Source organism: Streptomyces sp. 63XJN7_1_ISO-PGPR-S23-121 (assembly GCF_056173025.1).
Map to the genome: position 1 here is coordinate 4,107,113 of NZ_CM149653.1, position 16,611 is coordinate 4,123,723.

Genomic DNA, 16,611 nt, shown 5'->3' on the forward strand with positions numbered 1-16,611 from the left:
ATGGTAACAGCTGTTACCGGCCCGCCCCGAGGTGTGTCGGCTGCGCCAGGCCGGCCGAGGGCTCACCGCGCGGTGCGGGGACCGCGGGCGGCCGGTGTGGCGAAGGTCGCGGCCACCACGAGCGCGAGGACCAGGAGCAGGGCGTTGCGGAGCCCGAAGTGCTGGCCGAGGTGACCGAGCGAGGGCGGTCCGACAAGGAAGGCGACGTAGCCGACGGTGGCGGCGAGGGAGACCCGCGCGGCGGAGTTGTCGCCGGAGTCGCCGGCCGCGGAGAGCGCGACGGGGAACCCCAGTGACGCGCCGATTCCCCACAGGACGGCAGCGCCGGCCGCGACGGCCTGGTTGTCGACGAGGATCACGAGCGCGATGCCGAGGGCGCCGATCAACGCACTGGCACAGAGCGCGGCGGCGCGTCCGTAGCGGTCGACGAACCGGCCGCCCGCGAACCGTCCGACGGTCATGGAGGCCGCGAAGACGGCGTACACGGCCGAGCCGAGCGCGGCATCGAAGCCGTGGCCGTCGACCATGACCAGGGGCAGCCAGTCGTTCGCCGTCCCCTCCGCCATGGCGAGGGCGAGGATGACGCAGCCGATGAGCAGCAGCCGCGGTTCCCGCCACATCGCGGACCGCACCGCGTCCCGTCCCTGCTCCTTCGCCGCGGGGCCCGTCCTGCGCCCGACCCCTGCGGGCACGTACCGGATCACCACTGCCAGCACGGCCAGGACGACGACGGCGACGATGACGAGGTGCCACAGCACGGAGAAGGAAGCGGCGGTGAGGAGCATGCCGCCGACCGCTCCGACCACCGTGCCGAGGCTGTAGAAGCCGTGCATCGCGGGCAGGGTGGACCGGCCGAGCAGTCGCTCGACCTCGGCTCCCTCGATGTTGAGGGCCACCTCACCGCCTCCCATGCCCAGGCCGATGAGCGCGAGCCCGAGGGCCACGGCGAGGTCCGAGCCCGCCCCCGCACCGAGGCCTACGACGCCCGAGCCCGCGGCGGTCGCCAGCGTTCCGGCCGCGATGACGGGCCGGGCGCCCCAGCGGGTCACGAGCGGCCCCGAACACAGGATGCCCACCATCGACCCGACCGAGAGACCGAAGAGGACCAGCCCCATCCGGCCGGTGGACGCACCGAGCAGGTCCCGCACGTCGGGGGTGCGCGTCACCCAGGACGCCATGGCCAGGCCGGGCAGGAAGAACAGGGCGAACGCCGCGGTACGGCGCAGGCCGGGGCCGACAGTCACGGGAAGGTTCCTCCGGAGGACGCCGAGCAGAGTCTGTACGAGCGTACACACTCGCGGAAAGCGGCCCTGTGGCACATTGGGGCCGTGAGCGGCACACGGCGCGAAGTCCCCAACGACCCCGGGCGCAGGGACCGCATCCTGGACGCCGCCCTGGACGTCGTCGCCGAAGGCGGCGTCTTCGGGACGACCCATCGCAGGATCGCCGCACGGGCCGGGGTTCCGCTGGGCTCACTGACGTACTACTTCGACGGCATGGACGACCTGCTGGCCCAGGCCTTCGCCCGCCTGGCCGACACGATGTCCGCGCTCTACCGCCGTACCGTCCGGCGCGCCGGCTCCGTCACCGAGGCCGAGGAGGCGGTGGTCGAGCTGATCTGCGGGCCCGCCTACGCCACCGACCGCGACATGACGCTCATCTTCGAGATGTACGCGTACGCCAACCACAACCCCGCGGTACGGGCCACCACCCGTTCCTGGGCGGCCCGCAGCCGGGAGAGCCTCGCGCTCCACTTCACCCCGGGCGTGGCCCGCGCCCTCGACGCCCTGATCGAGGGCTGGCCCATGCACCGCCACTTCGACGACACCCCGCTCGACCGTCGGCTGGTGGCCGGCGTCGTACACGCCGTCGTCGCCGCCGCACCCCGCCTCCCCGACGTGGCGCCCTGACCGCTCCCCCGGAGGGCGGCGCCCGGGTGTCTCGGCGTGCCTTCGCTTGTCGGCGATCGACGGAATACTGTCGGACATGTGAGTACGCATGCCCCGGGCAGTGGCGGTGACGTGGCGTCCCTGGACGAGGCGCTCAGCGCCACGGTGCGCAGAACGGGGGCTCTCGCCGGTGGCGTGTACATGCTGTCGGCGCGGGAGCCGGTGCTCGTCCTGACCGCGGTCTGCGGCATGCCGGTGACGACCGTGGCGCCGTGGGCGCGGGTGGCGGTCTCGGCCGCGGGACCCCTGTCGGAGGCGTTGAGGGAGGACCACCTGGTCTGGGTGGGCCGTCAGGAGGACATGGCCCGGCTGTATCCGAACGCCGCGGCCGGGATGCCCTACCAGTTCGCGGTGGCCTTCGCTCCCCTGCACGGTGCCCGCCGCTACGGGGTCATGGCACTGGTGTGGTCGAAGAGCCACCCGCCCTCCCTGACGCTGCGCGAACGCGGGCACATCCAGTCCAGCGCGGGGCGCCTCACCCAGGTCCTGGACCAGGGGCCCGGCTCCTGGACCATGCCGGACCAGCCGCGTGCCGTACCCCTGCGCCGGCCCGGTCCGGCTCCGGACCAGGCCGGCCTCGCGGCCGTCGACCTCGTCCAGCGCCTGCCCCTCGGCGTCCTCGGCCTCGATCTGGAGGGACGCATCACCTACCTCAACGAAACCGCCGCCCGCCTGCTCGGCCGCAGCACCGACCGTCTTCTGGGCAACGCGCCGTGGCAGGCGGTGTCCTGGCTCGACGCCCCGGTCCACGAGGAGCACTACCGCGCGGCAGTCTTCAGCCGTGAGCCGGTCGCCTTCACCGCGCTCCGGCCTCCCGACCGGTGGCTCGACTTCCGGCTCTACCCCGACGAGAGCGGCATCAGCGTCCTCGTGGCCCCCAACCAGGACCAGCACCCGGCCGACGCCCCGCCGCCCCGGGTCACCGCCCCCCTCGCGACGCCGAGTGGGGCCGGCACGGGGCGAATCCACCAGCTGATCCACCTGTCGGCCGCGCTGAGCCAGACCGTCACCGCCTCCGATGTGATCAATGTGGTGGCGGACCAGATCCTGCCCGCCTTCGGCGCCCAGGGCATGGTCCTCTCCACGAACGACTCGGGACGCCTGAGGATCACCGGGCACCGGGGGTACGACCCGCGCGCCCTCACCCGCCTCGACGGCCTGCCGCTGGACACCGAACTCACGCCGGCCGGACATGTGCTGCGCAACGGTTCCCCGGTCTTCTTCTCCGATCCCGAGGAGATGGCCCGCGAGTACCCGAAGGCCTCCGGACTCAGCGACAAGCAGGCCTGGGCCTTCCTCCCGCTCGTGGTGTCCGCCGGGTCGGCTGCTGCGTCCTGTCCTACGACCACCCGCGCTCCTTCGGCGCCGGAGACCGCGCCGTCCTCGTCTCCCTGGGCGGTCTGATCGCCCAGGCCATGGATCGCGCCCTGCTGTACGACGCCAAGCACGATCTGGCCCACGGCCTGCAACAGGCGCTGCTGCCGACGACGCTGCCGCACGTCCCCGGGCTCGAGATCGCCGCCCGCTACCTGCCGAGTGCCCACGGCATGGACATCTGGACATCGGCGGTGACTTCTACGACCTCATCCGGCTCGGTGACACGACTGCCGCCGCGGTCATCGGGGACGTGCAGGGGCACAACATCAACGCCGCCGCCCTGATGGGGCAGGTCCGCACCGCCGTCCACGCCACCGCGGGCGCGCGCCCCGGCGACGTGCTGTCCCGCACCGATCGCGTCCTGGCGGACCTGGAGACGGACCTTTTCGTGTCCTGCCTGTACATCCACATCGACCTAGCCGAGCGACGCCTGCACCTGGCCAGCGCGGGACATCTCCCTCCGCTCCTGCGCACCTCGGTGCCCGCGGCGTCGACCGCCGTGCTCGACGTGGAGCCCGGCCCCCTGCTCGGCATCGGCGCGGCGGCCGACTACCCGGTCACCACCGCACCGCTGCCGGCCGGGTCGACCCTCGCCTGTACACCGACGGCCTCGTGGAGACTCCCGACTGCGACATCACGGAGTCGATCACCGCCCTCGCCCAGCACCTCACCGGGGTGGGCGACCGGCCGGTCGACCAACTGGCCGACGACCTGGTGCACCACGCCCTTCCCCGGCACACACACCGACGACATCGCTCTGCTGCTGTTGCACAGCCCGGGCGAGGGCGACGGGACGGCGCCGGGTGACGGACGCCGCCCGGGGTCACGCCCCGCGTGACGGTGCGGGCGCCCCGGCGTCCTCGCCGGCCGTGAACGCCTCGCCGCCCGAGGGCACCCCGACGCCGCGCCAGCGGAACGGCACACCGCGCGCCGTGTCCAGGTCCGGCCCGTCCATCAGCTGGAAGTGCACGTGCGGCTGGGTGGAGTTGCCGGAGTTGCCGCAGCGGCCGAGCACCTGCCCGGCGACCACCCGGTCGCCCGCCCGGACCCCGAGCGAGCCGCGCTGGACGTGCGCGTAGAGGGCATACGTCCCTTCACCCAGGTCGAGGACGATGTGGTTGCCCACGACACGGCGGGGCCCGCCGATCATCCTGCAGGCGCCCTCGATCAGCCAGAAGTACAGGACGCCGACGAGCGAGCTGCGGCTGAGGTGGTCGCGCTGGCCGTCCTCGGCGTGGGCGACGACGGCGTCGGCCACCGCGTGCAGGGGCGCCCCGAAGGCGGGGTAGGCCTGGTTGCGGTGGGCGACGGGCCAGAACCAGACGGGGGCCGGGCGGGCGGGCCCGTCCTCCGGCTCGGCGACGATGTCGATGGCGTAGGTCTGCCCGAGGTGGTGCGTTCCGTGGCTCGGCACCTTGTCGGCGGGACTGTTGAGGGCGGACCAGCGGCCGGTGACCGGGGGCGCGACCTCGACCGGCGCCGGGGGCCGTGTCACGGCCCGCCGACGGGCGGAGCGGGAGACCACCAGACCGACGGCGATCGCGCCGAGCGCGGGCAACCAGCTCACCCAGTAGCCGTACGGCAGGTCCACGAACGATCTGACGACGATCTGGACGAAGAAGATCAGCCACAGCCCGTGCCGGACCCTCGCAGCGATCTTACGTCGACCCTCGGACATGCTTCCCCCTTGTGCGGACAATGGTCAGGTGCCGGGGCGCGCGGCCGTGAGCACGACGAGCAGCGGAACCACTCGCCCCGCGGGGACCTCGTACCGGCCGCGCTCCGGCGTGTGCAGCCAGCCCGCGCCGGTCAGTTGGCGCAGGTGGTGGTAGATCTGGCCGGTCGTGCCGACGTCCTCGAGCGCGGCCAGCTCGGCCGCGGTGCGCAGGCCGCCCAGGATCTCCCGCAGCAGCCGCAGCCGAACGGGGTTGCCGAGGGCGGCGAACGACTCGGCTGCCTGCGGCCAGTCGTCCGCGAACAGCGTCTCCGTGAGGAGGCCGTACTGCCACTCGTACCGGTGTCCCGTGGGCACGCGCACCGCCCCGGTGAACAGCACCGCGCCGTCCGCCTCCCGCGTCACCGGGTGCCGAGCTTTCAGGGCGTCGAGAGCCCAGAAGTCGCCCTCTGCGACCGGGGGCGCGGCCGGGCCCGTGCTCTCCAGTTCCGTCACGCGTCGTTCGAGCGCGGCAACGCGCTCCTCGAGATCCATGTTGATGAGATTACGTAATTATGTAATTGCGTGCAAGGCTGCTCGCGCCATGCGAAGCCCCGTCCACGCGGCGGGCGCGGACGGGGCGGCTCGTGTTGTCGGGGCCGGACCGAGTCAACGGGTGCGACGCGGGACGCGGCGGAGACGGGAGCCCCCGCCACCGTCACGTACCGCTACGCGCGTCCCTCGAAGTCCCGGCGGACCGCGGCCCCCTGGTCCTCCGTCAGTCCGGCGTCGTCCGGGAGTTCCAGGACGGCTCCGCAGTGCTCGCACAGCTTTCCGTCTCCGGCGGGAGTGCCGCAGGCCTTGCAGAAGCGGTTGTGGCTCCGGTCCTCTGGTGTCTTCGTCATGATCTCTTCCGCGCGTCGGGACAGGACGGCGGACGAGTTCCCGCAACGGCCTCGTCGATGCCCGGCGCGCCTCACCGGACTCCCTGAGCGGGACCGGCCTCCTTATCGATGCGGCCGTTCGCCCGCGTCGGTGTGCGCAGCACCAGGAGGGCGACGTCGTCCAGGCCCGGCGGCTGAACCCGGCGCAGGAGTTGGTCGGCGAAGGACGGCAGCGGCCGGTGGGCGAGTGCCGCGGCGTGCTGGCGCAGCCGGTCCAGACCCTCGTCGAGGGTATGGCCGGGTACTTCGATGAGCCCGTCGGTGTACAGCAGGAGGGTGCTGCCCGGCGGCAGCAGGACCGTCGCGTCGGGACGGGACGTCCTGAGTCCGGTGCCGAGCAGGAGACTGTGGCCGTCGGTGAGGTATTCGGTCAGGCCGTCGCGGCTGACGAGCAGGGGCGGGGGGTGACCGGCGTTGGTCCAGGACAGTTTCCAGGTCCCGTCGTCCGTCTTGACGAGGCGGGCGAAGACGAGCGTGGCCATGGAGACGTCGGTGATGGGCATGATCGCCTCGTCGAGGCGCTCCACGACGCGACTGGCGGGCTCCTGCTGGGACCATGCGTAGGCACGGAGCATGTTGCGCAGCTGGGCCATTCCGGCCGCGGCCTCCAGGTCGTGGCCGACGACGTCCCCCACGGCCAGCGCGGTCGCGCCGTCGGACAGGGAGAAGGCGTCGTACCAGTCCCCTCCGACCTGGGAGGCGTCGGGAGCGGGCAGGTAACGGACGGCCATCTGCAGTCCGGGTACACGCGGCATCTGGGGCAGGAGGTGATTCTGCATGGTCTCGGCGACAGCTCGCTGGCGCTGGTACAGGCGCGCGTTCTCGAGTGCCAGGCTGGCGCGGCGAGCGATGTCCTCGATCAGGGGCAGGTCGGAGGTGGAGAAGTCACCCGGCTTGTCGGCTCGGCCCAGGGTGAGGGCTCCCAGGACCTCCCGGGTCCCCCGCAGGGGAACGATGGCGGCGGAGCGGATGCCGGTGGCGTCGAACAGGCGACCCTGTTCGACGGCGATGCCGGAGTCCGGGGCGCGCTGATAGGTGCCGGGTCCGGCCAGGGCGGAGGCGACGCCGCGCAGGGCGCGGGACAGGGGCATGGGTGATTCCTCGGGCACGGGCGGCATGGGCCCTTCGAGCTCCTCCCGGTGCACCAGGCGGCCCCCGTCGACGTGGACCACGGCGGTCCGCCACACTTCCTCGTGCTCGGTGATCAGGTCGATCACGGCCCAGTCCGCCAGCCGGGGCAGGACCAGGGCCACCAGTCGGCGCAGCGTCTCGTCGACGTTGAGGGTGGAGGCCACCTGCGTGGTGGTCTCGGCCAGCAGGGCCAGGCGCTCGAGTTCACTCATGGGTTCCGCGGACGGTTCCGTGCGCGGTCCGACGGACTGCGCCTCCTCACGCAGATGGAAGATGACGAGCGTGCCCGTGTCGTGGCCGTCCACGGCGTAGGGGACCATGAACCAGGAGATGGGCAGGACGGATCCGTCGGCACGGGCGAAATAGTCGTCCTCGCCCTGTGCCGGGTGCCCGGCGTGAAAGGCCAGCCGCATGGCGCACCGGGTGGCCGGCAGTTCCTCGCCGCGAGGTCCCCGGTGCAGCAGTTCGTGGGCGTCGTGGCCGGCCATGTCCGCGGCCCGGCGGCCCAGCAGCTCTTCGGTGCGTTTGTTGACGGCGACGATCCGGCCCTGCTCGTCGACCACGTACGCTCCGGCCCTGATGCCCTCGAGGGCCTCGACGACCTGTGCATGAGGCGCTTCCCGGAACTGCTCGTTGCCGGTGCCCGCTTCTTTCGCGCCTGCCATGTCCGGTCCTCCTCGTGGCCGCGCCGCCTCGGTCCCGCTCCTGCTGTGCGGCTGTCCGGCGGCGCCTGCCGGTCTGCTTGTCCGTATGCCCCATGGTGACGGACAACGCTCACGCCGTCCGTCGGATCACGTGAGCACCGCTCACTCCAAGAATTGCAGTGGCCTGCCGATGGGGCGACGCTGGGAACGCACAGCCCGAAGTGGAGCAGCCAGCTATGGGCAATCCGGTCGTGGTCGGGGTGGACGGCTCGGCGACGAGTCTCACCGCCGTGGAAGCAGCGGCCGCGGCGGCGGTACGGCGCGGTGCGGAGCTGCGTGTGGTGCATGCCGACAGACCGGTCAAGCCCAGATACATGGTGCCGGACCCGGCTCTCGGGGTTCTCGTCCACGAAGCGGCGGCCCACGCCTATCGCGTGGCGTCCGAGGTCGTGGTGACCAAGGCCGTGGTCACGGGTGACCCGGTGCACGTGCTGGAAGCCGAGTCACGGGCCGCGGACCTGATCGTCGTCGGCTCCCGGGGCAAGGGGGGCGTCGTGGGCCTGCTGCTGGGCTCCACCCCGACGGCCCTGGCCGCCCACAGCCACTGCCCGGTGATGACGGTCTGCGAAGAGCACCGCCCCACCGCCGACGCGGGGCCCGTCGTACTGGGGGTCGACGGCTCCCCGGACAGCGACAGGGCCGTCGACGTCGCCCTGGCCGAAGCCGCGCAGCGCCGGACCGAGCTGGTGGTGGTGCACGCCTGGCAGCCGGACGGGGCGGCCGGCGCAGACCCCGGGCCCGCGGCGCGGAGGCTGACCCGGGCCCTGGACGGCCGCCCGGACATCACCGTCCGGCGCGACCTGGTGCAGGGCAAGGCGCGTGACGTGCTGCTCGAAGCGAGCAGGACGGCTCAGCTGCTGGTCGTCGGCTCCCGCGGACGCGGCGGCATCGCCGGGCTGCTTCTGGGCTCGGTGAGCCAGGCCCTGATGACGCACGCCCACTGCCCTGTCGTCACCGTGCGCCGGGCGGCATGAGCGGACACGCGCGTCCGGCTCTCCGGTTCCCCCGCGCGTCGGGGCTCCTGCACCCGTACCGCGGCCGGGTGGCCGTCAGCCGGTCCCGGCCGGGACCAGGTGATCGCCGGGGATACCGGACTTCTCGGGGCGGTAGTAGTCTCTGATCCCGTCCGCCCAGGTGGACACGCGGATGCGGCCCTCCGCGTCCGGGCCGAAGGCCTGGAACAGCGCCTCGATGTTGGGCCGCGCGAAGCCGATCGCGAGCATCAGCGCGAGGAACTCGGGGCGGGCGACGAAGCCGTCGCCGTCCGGATCGCCCATCTCGGCGAGTGCGTCGGCGAACTCGTCCACGGTGGCGTCGAAGCGCTGCGGATTCAGGACGACGGAGGTGAACTCCGCGGGGCTGACGCGGCCGTCGCCGTTGGCGTCCAGTTCGGTCAGGAGGGTCTCACCGTAGCGGCGGAAGGCACCGGACAGCCTGGTCTTCGCGGCCTCGCCGGCTGCTGGTACGGCGGCCACGACGCGCGCGCTCATCAGGTCGAAGTCGGACTGCTCCAGGTATCCGTTCCCGTCCGCGTCGAAGAGGGAGAAGACCAACTCGACGCGGTCGGTCGCCTCGGTGGTGGGCGTCATGCGGCATCCCTGCCTTCCTGGTGGAACGTCACCGTCGGAATGCGCCGGGGACGGTGCCCGGCGGTTGCCCCACTATCCAGACGTTCCGACCACCGCGACGGGGAAGCCCGGTACTTCACACACGATCGGAGGGAATCGGTCCGTCCGTGCATGAAGCGGGGTCCGACGGGACAGCACCCCGCTCCGGACGCCGCGGGCGACGTCCCTGCCGGACGCCCGCCCACGGCGCGGAACTCGCCACGGGGCCGCCCGCGGCGTCCGTCATCCGGCGATCGGCACGGCGTGACCGGTGACGCGGACGCGGTGATCGTGCAGGTCCGCACGAACGGTGAGCTCGCTGGGCCGGCCCATGTCCTCACCCTGCCGGACGGTGAGCACGCCGGAGGCGGGCAGCGCGCCGATCGTGCGCAGGTAGCCGCCGAACGCGGCCGCGGCCGCTCCGGTGGCCGGGTCCTCAACCACACCTCCCACCGGGAACGGATCGCGCGCGTGGTACAGGTGCTCGTCCTCGCGCCGGACCAGGTGCACCGTCGTCCAGCCGTTCTTCCGCATGAGGGCGGCGAGCGCCTCGAAGTCGTAGTCGAGATCGGCCAGCCGGTCCCGGGAGCCGGCGGCGAGCACCAGGTGCTCGTTGCCCCCGAAGGCCACGTGCGGCGGCAGTTCGGGGTCGAGGTCGGCACTGTCCCAGTGCAGGGCCGACAGGGCCTCCTCGACCTCGTCGGTCCGCGCCGGCCGCGACCGGGTGGGCACGCTGGTGAGCGTCGCCCGCACCGCGCCGTCGGCGTCCGCCTCCGTCGTCACCGGGATCTCCCCGGCAGGGGTGTCGAAGACGAAGTCCCCGACGCCCAGACGTTCGGCGAGCGCCACCGCCGTCGCCACGGTGACGTGGCCGCAGAAGGCGACCTCGGCGAGCGGGCTGAAGTACCGGAGCGTGAACCGGCGCCGCTCCTCGTCCCGGGAGGTGACGAACGCCGTCTCGGAGTATCCGACCTCGGCGGCGACAACCCCCATGCGGTCGGGGCCGAGCAGCCCGGCGTCCAGGACGACACCGGCCGGGTTGCCCCCGTCGGGGCGGGAGGTGAAAGCCGTGTAGCGCAGCACGTCGACGACAGGCGATGAAGTGGTCATGCCCCCATCATTCCGCTCCGCGCTCATGGAATCCAGCGATGGTTTTTCATCACTGCCATTGGGTAATTCGATGGCACGGGTAGGGTGCCGTCATGGACACCCGACTGCTCCAGACCTTCGCGACGCTCGCCCGGACGGGCAGCTTCACCGGCGCCGCCGTCGAGCTGCGCCTCTCCCAGTCCACGGTCACCGTGCAGATCAAGTCGCTGGAGAAGGCGCTGGGCGCCCGGCTGTTCGACCGTATGCCGCGCGGCGCGCTGCTCACCGAAGCGGGACGCCGTCTCGTGCCGCTGGCCGAGGACGTCCTGGAGGCCGAGTCGCGCCTGCTCACCGCGGCCGGCGGCGAGGGTCCGGTCACGGGCGGCGTGACGGTGGGCGCCGGTGAGACCCTGTGCTCCGCCCACCTCCCCCAGGTCATAGCCTCGCTGCGCCGCTCGCATCCGGGGATCGAGGTGCATCTGCGGGCCTGCGGTACGGACACCGCGGTGGACGGGCTGAGGGCGGGCGTGATCGACTGCGCGCTCCTGCTGGAGGACCGCGTGGACCACCCGGACGTCGTCGAGGAGCGGATCGCGGGCCAGCCCCTGGTGCTGCTGGCCGCGCCCCACCACCCGCTCGCCGGACGTGAGACCCCGGTGGGCTGGCCGGAGCTCGCCGGGGCGGACTTCTTCCTCCACGAGCAGGGCTGTTCCTACAGCGACCGGCTCGCCGGCCGGCTGCGGGCCGTCGCGGGAGCACAGCCCCGCCTGACCCGGTTCGGCAGCATCGAGGCGGTCCGGTCCTGCGTCGCGGCCGGGCTGGGACTGACCGTGCTCCCCCTCGCCAACGCGGCCCCTTCGCTCCGCGACGGCACGCTCGCCGCCGTGACGGGCCCCGCCCTCCCGGACGTCCCGGTCCTCCTCGCCCGGCACCGGCGCCGTGGCCCCACGGCCGCCGCCGACACCGTCGCCGCGGCGCTGCGGCAGCACTTCCGCACCGCCTGACGGGCGGTCACGCGGTCACCGCGGCGCCCGGCGTCGGCGCCGCTCCGCCCGGCCGGGCGCCCGCCCCGACGTGGACGGCCCGGCACCGCGGGCGTGCGATGCCGGGCCGTCGGTCCGTCGTGTTGCCCCGTCAGCCCTGCCGGGCCTTGAAACGCGGGTCCTTCTTGTTGATCACGTAGGTCACCCCGCGCCGGCGCACCACCTGGGCGCCGGGCTTGGTCTTCATCGAGCGCAGGGACTTGCGTACCTTCATCGCGGTGCACCTCCGGGGAGCCGGGCGGGACCCGCCGTCAGCGGCGGGCGGGAGCGGCGGTGCCGTAGCGCCGCTCGAAGCGCTCCACACGGCCCGCGGTGTCGACCACGCGCGAGGTGCCGGTGTAGAACGGGTGGCTCGCCGACGAGATCTCCACGTCGACGACCGGGTAGGTCACGCCGTCCTCCCACTCGACCGTCCGACGCGCGTCGAGTGTGGAGCGGGTGAGCATGCGGAAGCCCGCCGCGCGGTCGCGGAAGACGACCGGACGGGAGACGGGGTGGATTCCGTGCCTCATTGGGTGCTGTCCTTCCTGGAGGCCGCCCACCGCGGGGCGGCGGGCGGGTGGAGCGGGAACCGCGATCGCCCGGGTCAGCGCGACTCGCGGAAGAGCACGTGCCCGCCGACGACCGGGTCGTACTTGCGCAGGACCAGTCGGTCGGGGTCGTTGAGACGGTTCTTGCGGGTCACGTAGGTGACGCCGGTGCCGGCCGTGGAGGTGAGCCGGACGACCGGACGCGTGGTGCTGCGTGCCATGGAGTGCTCCTGTCGCCACCGAGCGATTGACTCGGACATGTCATACGTGCGGTACAACGCCCGCGGCGGGTTCCGCATTCCCGACGAGGGTGGCGTGGAGGGCGGTCGCCTACGCGGCGGGAGGCTCCGCGGGGCTTCAGCCGGACGATCGTCCCCGCAGGCTTGAAGTGAGGCCCGGGGACACTGTCCCCTCCACGCTCACGGTGGCCACAACACGGCCGGACGCGCCGGCATTCCCGGTCCCGCGGGGGTCCGCCGGCGGGACCGGCGGGCGCGCCCGGACTCAGTGCGCCGCGTGCTCCGCCGGCTCGTGCGGCCGCGTCTCGGTGAACGAGTACGGCGGCCAGGGACCGAGGAATCGGACGCGCAGCCCGGGCCGGCCGGCCTGCGCGTCGCTGAGGACGGCACCGACGGCGTCGATGTCCTCGTGCCGGACGAGCAGAGCCGCGCACAGCACGTCCGTCTCGCCTGGGGCCCGGTGGGCCGGTGCACGGTCGCGGAAGTCCTCGGCGACCGTCAGCAGGCGGCGCCGGATGCCCGCGTGCAACGTGTCCGCGAGCTGTCCGGCCGCGTTCTTCTCGCGCTGCTTCCGCTGTTTGGCGAGCAGCCGGCGCAGGCCGGGCGACCGGGTGTCGCCCTCCGTCCCGCCCGGGTCGGCGGCCGGGCCGTCGGCCGTGGCGGCGGCCGCCCTGTCCAGGGTGATCTCCACGCGGAGTTCGCACCGTCCGGAGAGCGCCCTCAGCTGACCGGTGACGTCCTCCTGCTGTTCCCTGATCCAGTCCCCCAGCCGCTGCTCGGCGCTCCGGCCGGACGCGGCGTCGCCGTCGACCAGGACGTTGAAGGTCATCGGCAGCAGGCTGCCGGCGCGCTCCCAGACCGTGGTGACCGCTTCGCTCTGTTCCGCCACCCATCGCCGCACCTGGTCGTCGGCGCCCTGGAAGGGGGCCGGATCGGCGTCGTGCACCAGCGCGGCGACGCCGGTGCCCTCGACTGCCACCAGTCGCAACGGACGCCCGTCGAGTCCGGTGACGCCGTCGGCGGCGCCCTGCCGGTCCGGGAGCAGGGCGTACACGTACAGGGCGGTGTTCTCCTTCATCGTCCGGCCTCCTCCGCCCAGCGCTGCGGGTTGATCAGCTTGTCCACGACGTCGTCGACCACGTCGTCCAGCCCGCGGTGCAGGTCGGCGACCGAGGTGACGATGCCGTGGTCCTCCTTGATCTGTTCCATCGCCTCGTCCAGTTCCAGCAGGGCGTCGGCCAGGCGTTCGGCCTCCTCCGGGTCGAGGTCGCCGCCGTCGATGCGGCGCATGGCCTGGCGGTCCAGCGCCTCCTGGATCACCTCGACCAGCGTCACGACGAGGGACAGCACCCCGTGCTTGAGGCTCTTCTCGTCGACGGTCAACGGCATGTCGTCTTCCCCTCTGTCCACAGCACCGCTCGTCCTCCGTCCATGCCGCTCACGCGGTGGCCGCCACCGGGCCGGCAGCCGCGAGCCACCGTGCCCAGCGGTCCGGGTCGCCGGCGGCGAGCCGGATCTCGTCGCCCCCGGTGGTGAGGAGCAGCAGGACGCTCCCCTCGCCGCCGGGTCCGTATCCGGGCACCCGCCTCACCCCGGCCAGTTCGCTCGTGGGCAGCGCCAGCGCGGGCCGTGCGTCGACGGGCGACTTCCAGGTCAGCCGGCCGGCCGTGAGCCGTGCCCGGCCGCCGCGCCACAACGGGCCGGACCTGCGCGGTTCCTCGTACCACAGATGCCCCTCGGCGATCGGCGGCTCCTCCTCGGGGGCGGCCCCGGACGGCAGGGCGGGCGCGAGGCTTCCGGCGCGGGAGCGGACGAGCAGGTCGTGCAGTGACTCCGGCTCCCTGGCGGAGAGCAGTTCCCGCCGCCCGTCGGCCAGCGACACCTCCAGGCGCAGTCGTTCCTCCCCGCCGACCGTCCGCTCCGGCTTCAGCCTCACACCGCGTACGGCGTCCAGGCCGGTCTGCCAGAGCACTTCCCGGGGCTCCTCGCGCAGGACGACGAGGCGCTGGTCGGTGAGGTACACCGTGCCCGGCCGCCAGCCGCGGTACACGCCCTCGGTCAGCAGGTGGCCGCCGCTCATCCGGCGGACAACGTTCTCGCCCTCGCGCAGGTCGAGGGCGCGGCGAGCGACGGAGCGCTCGGCCCATGCGCGGGTGGCCTCGTCCCAGTGGCGCATCATGCCGTACTCCAGCATCGTCTCCATGCCGGCGATGGCCGCCCGCACCGAGACGCCGATCAACGGGACGTCGGCGACGGCGACGATGAGGTCCAGGTGCAGGACCGCGCCCTTGTTGAGCAGGACTTCGACGAGGTCGTCCAGGGTGACTCGCGGTTCCCGGGTGGGCCGCATCGGGGGCCGTTCAGTCACCGCTGCCGGCCTTCCGTCCGGCCTCGGCCCGATCGCGTGCTCCGTCGGCCTCGTCGTCCCCGCGGCCGTCCACTTCCTGACCACCCGTCAGCGCGGCCTGCCCGGCGCCGTCCCGCATCTGCGCCTGGGCGCTGCGCCAGCCGCACCACGGGCACCACTGGTTCAGCAGTTGCTCGACGGCAGCGCGCTTGCCGCAGGCCGGGCAGGTCTCTTTCTCCTCGCGGGCCTCGCGCCACGCGGCGGTCTCGGTGTCCGTGCCGGAGGGGAACTCCAGTCCGTAGCGGGCCGCCGTCTCGAAGGAGGCGAGCGCCGCCCGCAGCCGGATGCCCAACAGCTCGACCCCGGCGACCGAGACCATGATGTCGGCGTTCAGCACCAGTCCCTTGTCCAGCAGGGTCTCCACCACGTGCGCGAGGCTGCCCTCGCCGTCCCGGCGGGGTTGCATGGGGGCCGCGCTCACCGGTCGAGCCGACGGCTCACGTCCAGGGGCCACGGCGGGGAAACCGCCCTCGCTCGCCGTGGTGCTTCCGGTAAAGCTGCTCATTCCAGCCGCCTTGCCGCTCCTGGGACATTCACACCCGGCGGCCGCGCTACTGGATCAGTGAGTCCGCGGCGACGACGACGAGTCCGATCAGCATGTCCACCACTCCTGCCCGGCAGGAGGTCAGCCAGCCGAGGCCCGCGGTGCGGGCTGCCGAGGCTCCCAGGCAGAACAGGGCGGCGGTGTTGAACACCAGAGCCACCTCGACCGCGGTGTCCTCCGACCACCACCCGGCGACCGCCACGACCAGGAGCAGCACGGTGGGCAGCACGGCGACGGGCAACGGCCACTCGGCGGCCACCGCCCGCAGTCTGCCGGGGCCGGCCGTCCCTTCGGCGGCCGCACGCCGGGCGACGACGTGCGCGTACCCGTGGGCGGCGCCCGAGGCCAGCGCCGTGAGAAGCACCCACAGCGCGTCCTGACCGGGGTCGGCGGCCTCGCCCGGTACGTCCAGCGCGGACACCATGGCGCTGGCCAGCACCAGGCCGTAGATGCCCCGGAACAGCCACCGGTCCGCCAGCTCGGGCCGAAGGCCTCCCCTCGGCGCGTGGCCCCCGGGGCGGACGTTGTGGGCGCGGTCGGGCATCTCATCGCCTCGGTGCGGGAGGAGAACGGGGTCGCCCTATGCTCACCCGCGCCTCGTCCGCGGACGAGGCGCCACGCGGGTCGGGAGGGCCCGCGGCCCGTACCCGAGCGCGTCGCCGCTCCCCCGGCGCGGACCGCTCACGCGTCGCGGGCACGGTCACGCCCGTTCGGGCCCGGCCGCGATGACTTTCCGGTGCGGCCCCGGTCATATCGGGTAAGCACGCCTTGCGCACAGGAGGGACAGCTCGATGTCAAGCCTCATGGTGGACTTCATCATCTCGCTCGACGGTTACGCGTCCGCGGACGGCTGGCCCGGGCTCTGGGGCATGGGGGGACCGGAGTACCTCGCCTGGCTCGACCAGGAGGGCGAGAAGCGGCACACCACCCTCATGGGCGCCACGACGTACCGGCTGATGTCCGGGTTCGCCGAGGAGATGCCCGACGATCCCGGTTTCGCCGGGCTGACCGCGATGCCCAAGGTGGTGTTCTCCTCGACGCTGGATTCACCGCTGCCCTGGAAGAACAGCGAACTGGTCCGCGAGGACCCCGTCCGGGCCGTGCGGGACATGAAGCGGCTGGACGCGGGACACCTGCGCACCCTGGGCAGCCTGACCCTCTGCCGGTCGCTGCTGGCCGCCGGTCTGGTCGACCGTTTCCGCGTGGTCGTCTTCCCGGTCATCACCGGTGCCACCGGCAAGGAACGCATCTTCGACGAGTACCCCGACGTCGCTCTCGATCTGATCGAGAGCCGCACCTTCGACGGGCGGCTCCAGTTGCTCGAGTACGTGCCCACCGTCCTCGACGGACCGCCCGGAACCGGCGACTAGTGCCGCGGACCAGGACGACGGGG

19 protein-coding genes and 1 pseudogene are annotated in these 16,611 nt (G+C 73.0%); 5 read left to right on the forward strand and 15 right to left on the reverse strand.

Annotation, left to right across the window (positions count from 1 at the left end; translation table 11 throughout):
• Positions 1-62: 62 nt before the first annotated feature.
• Entirely contained in the window at positions 63-1,244 is a 1,182-nt protein-coding gene (locus AC0VYN_RS18305) for an MFS transporter (protein WP_475531781.1), read from the reverse strand.
• 84 nt (positions 1,245-1,328) lie between these two features.
• Between AC0VYN_RS18305 and AC0VYN_RS18310 the strand changes: the two genes are divergently transcribed.
• Both AC0VYN_RS18310 and AC0VYN_RS18315 read left to right on the forward strand, forming a co-directional pair.
• On the forward strand, positions 1,329-1,910 hold the full coding sequence (locus AC0VYN_RS18310) for a TetR/AcrR family transcriptional regulator (RefSeq protein WP_475531782.1): 582 nt from the start codon (positions 1,329-1,331) through the stop codon (positions 1,908-1,910).
• 180 nt (positions 1,911-2,090) lie between these two features.
• A pseudogene (locus AC0VYN_RS18315) lies at positions 2,091-4,164 on the forward strand (SpoIIE family protein phosphatase).
• Here the strand turns inward: AC0VYN_RS18315 and AC0VYN_RS18320 are convergent.
• From AC0VYN_RS18320 to AC0VYN_RS18335, 4 genes are all read right to left on the reverse strand, one after another.
• A complete protein-coding gene (locus AC0VYN_RS18320) occupies positions 4,150-5,004 on the reverse strand; it encodes a M23 family metallopeptidase (RefSeq protein WP_475531783.1) in 855 nt (284 codons plus the stop codon). The pseudogene AC0VYN_RS18315 and the gene AC0VYN_RS18320 overlap by 15 nt on opposite strands.
• A gap of 24 nt (positions 5,005-5,028) precedes the next feature.
• Entirely contained in the window at positions 5,029-5,535 is a 507-nt protein-coding gene (locus AC0VYN_RS18325; protein WP_475531784.1) for a helix-turn-helix domain-containing protein, read from the reverse strand.
• Between the two features lie 173 nt (positions 5,536-5,708).
• On the reverse strand, positions 5,709-5,885 hold the full coding sequence (locus AC0VYN_RS18330; RefSeq protein ID WP_385467626.1) for a hypothetical protein: 177 nt from the start codon (positions 5,883-5,885) through the stop codon (positions 5,709-5,711).
• A 71-nt stretch (positions 5,886-5,956) separates the two neighbouring features.
• Entirely contained in the window at positions 5,957-7,720 is a 1,764-nt protein-coding gene (locus AC0VYN_RS18335) for a PP2C family protein-serine/threonine phosphatase (protein WP_475531785.1), read from the reverse strand.
• A 215-nt stretch (positions 7,721-7,935) separates the two neighbouring features.
• On the opposite strand from AC0VYN_RS18335, the gene AC0VYN_RS18340 reads away from it, so the two are divergent.
• Positions 7,936-8,733 (forward strand): universal stress protein, encoded by a 798-nt coding sequence (locus tag AC0VYN_RS18340; RefSeq protein ID WP_475531786.1) that lies wholly within the window; start codon positions 7,936-7,938, stop codon positions 8,731-8,733.
• Positions 8,734-8,808: 75 nt separating this feature from the next.
• Here AC0VYN_RS18340 and AC0VYN_RS18345 read toward each other — a convergent pair whose 3' ends face one another.
• Positions 8,809-9,348: an EF-hand domain-containing protein gene (locus tag AC0VYN_RS18345; protein ID WP_475531787.1), complete on the reverse strand. Its 540-nt coding sequence runs from the start codon at positions 9,346-9,348 to the stop codon at positions 8,809-8,811.
• Positions 9,349-9,609: 261 nt separating this feature from the next.
• A complete protein-coding gene (locus AC0VYN_RS18350; RefSeq protein WP_475531788.1) occupies positions 9,610-10,476 on the reverse strand; it encodes a PhzF family phenazine biosynthesis isomerase in 867 nt (288 codons plus the stop codon).
• A 92-nt stretch (positions 10,477-10,568) separates the two neighbouring features.
• Between AC0VYN_RS18350 and AC0VYN_RS18355 the strand changes: the two genes are divergently transcribed.
• Positions 10,569-11,459 (forward strand): LysR family transcriptional regulator, encoded by an 891-nt coding sequence (locus tag AC0VYN_RS18355; protein WP_475531789.1) that lies wholly within the window; start codon positions 10,569-10,571, stop codon positions 11,457-11,459.
• 130 nt (positions 11,460-11,589) lie between these two features.
• On the opposite strand, the gene ykgO is transcribed toward AC0VYN_RS18355, so the two are convergent.
• From ykgO to AC0VYN_RS18395, 8 genes are all read right to left on the reverse strand, one after another.
• Entirely contained in the window at positions 11,590-11,712 is a 123-nt protein-coding gene (ykgO, locus tag AC0VYN_RS18360) for a type B 50S ribosomal protein L36 (protein WP_475531790.1), read from the reverse strand.
• 37 nt (positions 11,713-11,749) lie between these two features.
• Positions 11,750-12,010 carry a type B 50S ribosomal protein L31 gene (locus AC0VYN_RS18365; protein ID WP_386920957.1) on the reverse strand — a complete coding sequence of 87 codons (261 nt, stop codon included), beginning with the start codon at positions 12,008-12,010 and terminating at the stop codon, positions 11,750-11,752.
• A gap of 74 nt (positions 12,011-12,084) precedes the next feature.
• On the reverse strand, positions 12,085-12,249 hold the full coding sequence (rpmG, locus tag AC0VYN_RS18370; protein ID WP_386920959.1) for a 50S ribosomal protein L33: 165 nt from the start codon (positions 12,247-12,249) through the stop codon (positions 12,085-12,087).
• Between the two features lie 283 nt (positions 12,250-12,532).
• Complete coding sequence (locus AC0VYN_RS18375) at positions 12,533-13,345, reverse strand: GvpL/GvpF family gas vesicle protein (protein ID WP_475531791.1); 813 nt, start codon at positions 13,343-13,345, stop codon at positions 12,533-12,535.
• Positions 13,342-13,677: a gas vesicle protein K gene (locus AC0VYN_RS18380; RefSeq protein ID WP_475531792.1), complete on the reverse strand. Its 336-nt coding sequence runs from the start codon at positions 13,675-13,677 to the stop codon at positions 13,342-13,344. The genes AC0VYN_RS18375 and AC0VYN_RS18380 overlap by 4 nt, the downstream gene beginning before the upstream one ends.
• A 28-nt stretch (positions 13,678-13,705) precedes the next feature.
• Positions 13,706-14,635, reverse strand: coding sequence for a gas vesicle protein GvpJ (gvpJ, locus tag AC0VYN_RS18385; RefSeq protein WP_475531793.1), 930 nt, complete (start codon positions 14,633-14,635; stop codon positions 13,706-13,708).
• Positions 14,628-15,080, reverse strand: coding sequence for a gas vesicle protein (locus AC0VYN_RS18390; RefSeq protein ID WP_475531794.1), 453 nt, complete (start codon positions 15,078-15,080; stop codon positions 14,628-14,630). The genes gvpJ and AC0VYN_RS18390 overlap by 8 nt, the downstream gene beginning before the upstream one ends.
• 145 nt (positions 15,081-15,225) lie before the next feature.
• A complete protein-coding gene (locus AC0VYN_RS18395; protein ID WP_475531795.1) occupies positions 15,226-15,762 on the reverse strand; it encodes a hypothetical protein in 537 nt (178 codons plus the stop codon).
• 247 nt (positions 15,763-16,009) lie between these two features.
• On the opposite strand from AC0VYN_RS18395, the gene AC0VYN_RS18400 reads away from it, so the two are divergent.
• A complete protein-coding gene (locus AC0VYN_RS18400; protein ID WP_475531796.1) occupies positions 16,010-16,588 on the forward strand; it encodes a dihydrofolate reductase family protein in 579 nt (192 codons plus the stop codon).
• Positions 16,589-16,611 lie beyond the last annotated feature (23 nt).

Coding starts and splice junctions, on each gene's coding strand:
- AC0VYN_RS18335 (WP_475531785.1), bottom strand. CDS start 7,720: ATGGCAGGCGCGAAAGAAGCGGGCACCGGCAACGAGCAGTTCCGGGAA.
- AC0VYN_RS18365 (WP_386920957.1), bottom strand. CDS start 12,010: ATGAGGCACGGAATCCACCCCGTCTCCCGTCCGGTCGTCTTCCGCGAC.
- AC0VYN_RS18395 (WP_475531795.1), bottom strand. CDS start 15,762: ATGCCCGACCGCGCCCACAACGTCCGCCCCGGGGGCCACGCGCCGAGG.
- AC0VYN_RS18340 (WP_475531786.1), top strand. CDS start 7,936: ATGGGCAATCCGGTCGTGGTCGGGGTGGACGGCTCGGCGACGAGTCTC.
- AC0VYN_RS18345 (WP_475531787.1), bottom strand. CDS start 9,348: ATGACGCCCACCACCGAGGCGACCGACCGCGTCGAGTTGGTCTTCTCC.
- AC0VYN_RS18375 (WP_475531791.1), bottom strand. CDS start 13,345: ATGAAGGAGAACACCGCCCTGTACGTGTACGCCCTGCTCCCGGACCGG.
- AC0VYN_RS18350 (WP_475531788.1), bottom strand. CDS start 10,476: ATGACCACTTCATCGCCTGTCGTCGACGTGCTGCGCTACACGGCTTTC.
- AC0VYN_RS18325 (WP_475531784.1), bottom strand. CDS start 5,535: ATGGATCTCGAGGAGCGCGTTGCCGCGCTCGAACGACGCGTGACGGAA.
- AC0VYN_RS18330 (WP_385467626.1), bottom strand. CDS start 5,885: ATGACGAAGACACCAGAGGACCGGAGCCACAACCGCTTCTGCAAGGCC.
- AC0VYN_RS18390 (WP_475531794.1), bottom strand. CDS start 15,080: ATGCAACCCCGCCGGGACGGCGAGGGCAGCCTCGCGCACGTGGTGGAG.
- rpmG (WP_386920959.1), bottom strand. CDS start 12,249: ATGGCACGCAGCACCACGCGTCCGGTCGTCCGGCTCACCTCCACGGCC.
- AC0VYN_RS18400 (WP_475531796.1), top strand. CDS start 16,010: ATGTCAAGCCTCATGGTGGACTTCATCATCTCGCTCGACGGTTACGCG.
- AC0VYN_RS18320 (WP_475531783.1), bottom strand. CDS start 5,004: ATGTCCGAGGGTCGACGTAAGATCGCTGCGAGGGTCCGGCACGGGCTG.
- AC0VYN_RS18355 (WP_475531789.1), top strand. CDS start 10,569: ATGGACACCCGACTGCTCCAGACCTTCGCGACGCTCGCCCGGACGGGC.
- ykgO (WP_475531790.1), bottom strand. CDS start 11,712: ATGAAGGTACGCAAGTCCCTGCGCTCGATGAAGACCAAGCCCGGCGCC.